We start from the raw sequence: 4,095 nt of genomic DNA on the forward strand, positions 1-4,095 counted from the left end.
CTATAGTCAAGTTTGATTTGACCCTGTTAATGGAAAAAACTGAGTCGGGAATTGAGGCCAGGTTAGAATACAATAGCGATTTGTTTGATCAGCAAACTATTATCCGGATGGTAGGGCATTTCCAGACCTTGCTCGAAGGTATTGTTGCTAATCCACAAGCACAAGTTTCAAAGTTACCGTTACTGACAGCAGCGGAACGCCAGCAGCTATTGGTGGAATGGAATAATACGTTTGTGGAGTATCCTCAGGATAAATGTGTCCATCAGTTGTTTGAGGAACAGGTAGAACACACTCCAGATGCAGTGGCAGTGGTTTTTGAAGACCAGCAACTAACTTATCAACAGCTGAACACCAAGGCTAACCAGTTAGCCCACTATTTACATTCAGTGGGTGTGGAAGCAGATGTGCTAGTTGGGTTGTGTGTGGAGCGCTCGCTGGAAATGGTTGTGGGAATGTTGGGCATTCTCAAAGCAGGTGGAGCTTATGTGCCCCTTGATCCAGAGTATCCCCAAGAACGCTTAAGCTTCATGCTGGAAGACACTCAGGTCAAAGTATTGCTGACTCAAGAGAAATTCCTAGAATCCCTTCCTCAACATCAAGGGCGTATTGTCTGTTTAGATACTTACTGGCAGAGAATTAATCAAGCCAATCAAGATAATCTCAACAGCACAGCCAGCTCTGAAAATTTAGCTTATGTGATGTATACTTCGGGATCAACAGGAAAACCCAAAGGAGTAGCCGTCAATCATCAGGCTGTAAATCGACTGGTGTTAAACACAAACTACATACATTTAACACCTAATGACCGCATTGCTCAAGCTGCAAACATTGCTTTTGATGCTGCCACCTTTGAAATTTGGGGAGCGCTACTTAACGGAGCAAAGTTAGTTATTATCAATCAATCTGTATTGCTTTCGCCTGAAGAATTTGCTGTCAATATTTGTTCTCAAGAGGTAACGGTTTTATTATTAACTACAGCTTTATTCAATCAGTTAGCTAGTTTTGTCCCCCAAGCACTGAGTTGCCTACGGTATTTACTATTTGGTGGGGAAGCGGTTGACCCCAAATGGGTACAAGAAGTCCTAGATAAAGGCGCTCCAGAGCAACTACTCCATCTCTATGGACCAACAGAAAATACAACTGTTTCTTCCTGGTATTTGGTAGAGAACTTACCAACGACAGCTACAACTATCCCCATAGGAAAACCAATCGCTAACACGCAAATCCACATTCTAGACGAGTCTCTACAACCCTTGCCTGTCGGTGTGCCAGGAGAATTGCATATTGGTGGTGCTGGATTGGCACGAGGCTATCTTAACCGCCCTGAGTTAACACAAGAGAAATTCATTCTCAACCCGTTTAGCGCTGATTTAGATTCCCGCCTTTATAAAACTGGGGATAAGGCTCGCTACCTTGCCGATGGCAACATCGAATTCCTTGGACGCATTGATAACCAGGTTAAAATTCGCGGTTTCCGCATCGAACTTGGAGAAATTGAAGCTGTCTTAGGTCAACATCCAGCTGTGGGGGAAAAAGTGGTTGTGGCCAGGAAAGACCAAGCTGACCAGAAACGTCTGGTGGCTTATATTGTTTCCAAGCAAGAACAAGAGCTAACTAGTAGCCAATTGCGACAGTTTCTGAAACAAAAATTACCGGATTACATGATTCCCTCTGGCTTTGCCTTCTTGGAAAAATTCCCTTTAACCCCCAATGGCAAAGTAGATCGGCGCGCCTTACCTGAATTAGATCAATCTAATCGACCTCAAGAAGCTGGCTTTGTTTCACCCCGTAATTCCCTGGAATTGCAACTGTCCCAAATTTGGTCTGATCTCCTTAATGTCCACCCAGTTGGAGTTAACGATAACTTCTTTGATCTTGGAGGTCATTCCCTGTTAGCAGTTGATCTCATGGCTCGGATTAAGCAGCAGTTTGGAACTAATTTACCTTTAGCTAGCTTGTTCACGGAACCGACTATTGAAAACCAAGCTAGTCTTCTGGTCAATGCCACTGAGAACCAATCATATTCTCCCCTAGTGCCCATTAACAAGACAGGAAATTTACCTGCTTTCTTCTGTGTTCATCCGGTTGGGGGTAATGTTCTTTGTTATGCAGAATTGGCTCGTTATCTAGGAAATAACCAACCTTTTTACGGGTTACAATCCCCTGGTTTATTTGGTGAGTCTGAACCATTAACCGGAATTGAGGATATGGCAACTTGCTACATTGAAGCCTTGCAAACTATTCAACCGGTCGGGCCTTATTATTTAGGAGGTTGGTCATTAGGAGGTATTATTGCTTGGGAAATGGCTCAACAATTATCTGCTGCTGGGGAAGAAGTGGCTCTTCTAGCATTAATCGATAGCTATTCACCTGTTGCTATTGACCGACCAGAACAGATGAATCAACAGATGATGGCACGGTCTCTAGCTCAGGATTTAGGTAGTGTTTTTGGTACAGAACTGCCGATTGCGGTTGAAGACCTTAAGCTTGGAGGGCTAGAGCAGCAATTGCAACACATCCTTCGGGAAGCAAAAGGGCTCAATATCTTACCACCGGAAATCGGGATTGAGCAGATGCGTAAGCTATTTGGAGTTTTCCAAGCCAATCTAATGGCTATGTATCGCTATCAACCCCAGCCCTATTCTGGTCGGATTGCTCTATTTTGTGCGAGGGAGTTAGAAGCAGAAGACCGAGGTTGGAATGAGCTAGCAGTAGGTGGTCTAGAAACTTACAGGATTCCTGGAGATCATTATACTATGATGCGCTCACCCGATGTTGAGATTTTAGCTAAACAGCTAGAGCTTTTAGTTAGAGAGTGAGTGATGCTCTAGTATTACTGCACACCAAGTAAAAAGTAATACTATTCTGAGCTTTTTTGTTCAATATAAATCATACGAGTTCGGATTGTAATCCCTAGGGTTGGAGAAGTCCAACCCATAATAAAATAATCTTCCATGGCATTTTCGATGGCCATTTTAGAGTGGTCATAAACTGGAACAACAAAGTTTTTAATATATTCCTCTGTTGTTTCATCAAGGCTAATTATACTAGTTTTTCGGGCAATTCGATTTATGTGTTTGATCGCTGTTGCGGCGTCTTCGACACACAATAAAGAACTTAAACAAAAAACAAAATCGTAGGACTTGCTATCAATTTCAGCTAGGGCTGTTTCAATCGGCTTGTGGATGGGTTTATACCCTCTTTGTGCCGCATAATCCAGCATTTTACTTGAAATATCAATCCCTGTATAGTCAAACTCACCTTCCAACAATTCACTTAAAAACCCTGTCCCACAAGCAATATCTAAAACACTGCCTTGATGGTGATTATGTCGATTGAAGATTTTAGCCGCCTCATTTACATGCTGTGCATTACAACTGGGATCTTTTAACACCTCGTCATAGGTAGCAGCAAATTTATCATAAAATTCTTCAGCCGCAATTTTTGTTGACATAGTTCTTATTTTCAAATTTCGATAGAGTATACATCTTAATTATCTTAGAACAAATCGGGCTAGTGGTAAAGATGTGGTGATTTGGCTATGGTAAGCGTCAAGGTAACGGGAGCTAAAATCACTTTTGTGTACTACTAGCTGAGAGCTGAGAGCTGAGAGCTGAGAACTGATAGCTTACTTGTGTCTCCTCTAAGAATTAGCCGTGACAGCAGCAATACGCTTCAAAATACCCAAAACATCATATAAATAATTGCCAGGATTCCAGATATCAAAGGCTTTTGATAAAGCATACCGTCGGGTTTCGCCTTTAACTAACTTGATAAAGATAAAGCTAGCACCATTGGTAACAAGACCAAATGTTGGTTGCTCTGTTTGGGGACTCTTGAGCATGTAAACTAGTGCTTGAGGAATTGCTGGTTGTAAGGAAACAGCAGAACGCTTCGACTCAATAACGGCTATCCAAATTGGTTTGCTCGCTGCCAAAATATCAATCCGTCCTTTGACAATTGTGTCCTCATCTTTATCTTCAATGGGTAAAGACACTTCATACTCTGCTTTAACTTTAAAAGGCGGTTGGTAAAATCCTGCCAAATCCAATAAGGGAGAAACAACAACCATTTTAACTAGGTCTTCTAGTACCA

3 protein-coding genes are annotated in these 4,095 nt (G+C 42.1%); 1 reads left to right on the forward strand and 2 read right to left on the reverse strand.

The genetic code is table 11. The features are described 5' to 3' along the window. On the forward strand, window positions 1-2,819 hold a 2,819-nt coding region (locus tag F6K38_RS36530; protein WP_287359917.1), incomplete at its 5' end, for a non-ribosomal peptide synthetase. A gap of 41 nt (window positions 2,820-2,860) precedes the next feature. Here the strand turns inward: F6K38_RS36530 and F6K38_RS36535 are convergent. Both F6K38_RS36535 and F6K38_RS36540 read right to left on the reverse strand, forming a co-directional pair. Next, entirely contained in the window at window positions 2,861-3,454 is a 594-nt protein-coding gene (locus F6K38_RS36535; RefSeq protein ID WP_287359918.1) for a class I SAM-dependent DNA methyltransferase, read from the reverse strand. 189 nt (window positions 3,455-3,643) lie between these two features. Further along, window positions 3,644-4,095: restriction endonuclease subunit R (locus tag F6K38_RS36540; RefSeq protein WP_287359920.1), on the reverse strand; the 452-nt coding region annotated here is incomplete at its 5' end.

Source organism: Moorena sp. SIO3B2 (assembly GCF_010692525.1).
Lineage (GTDB): Bacteria > Cyanobacteriota > Cyanobacteriia > Cyanobacteriales > Coleofasciculaceae > Moorena > Moorena producens.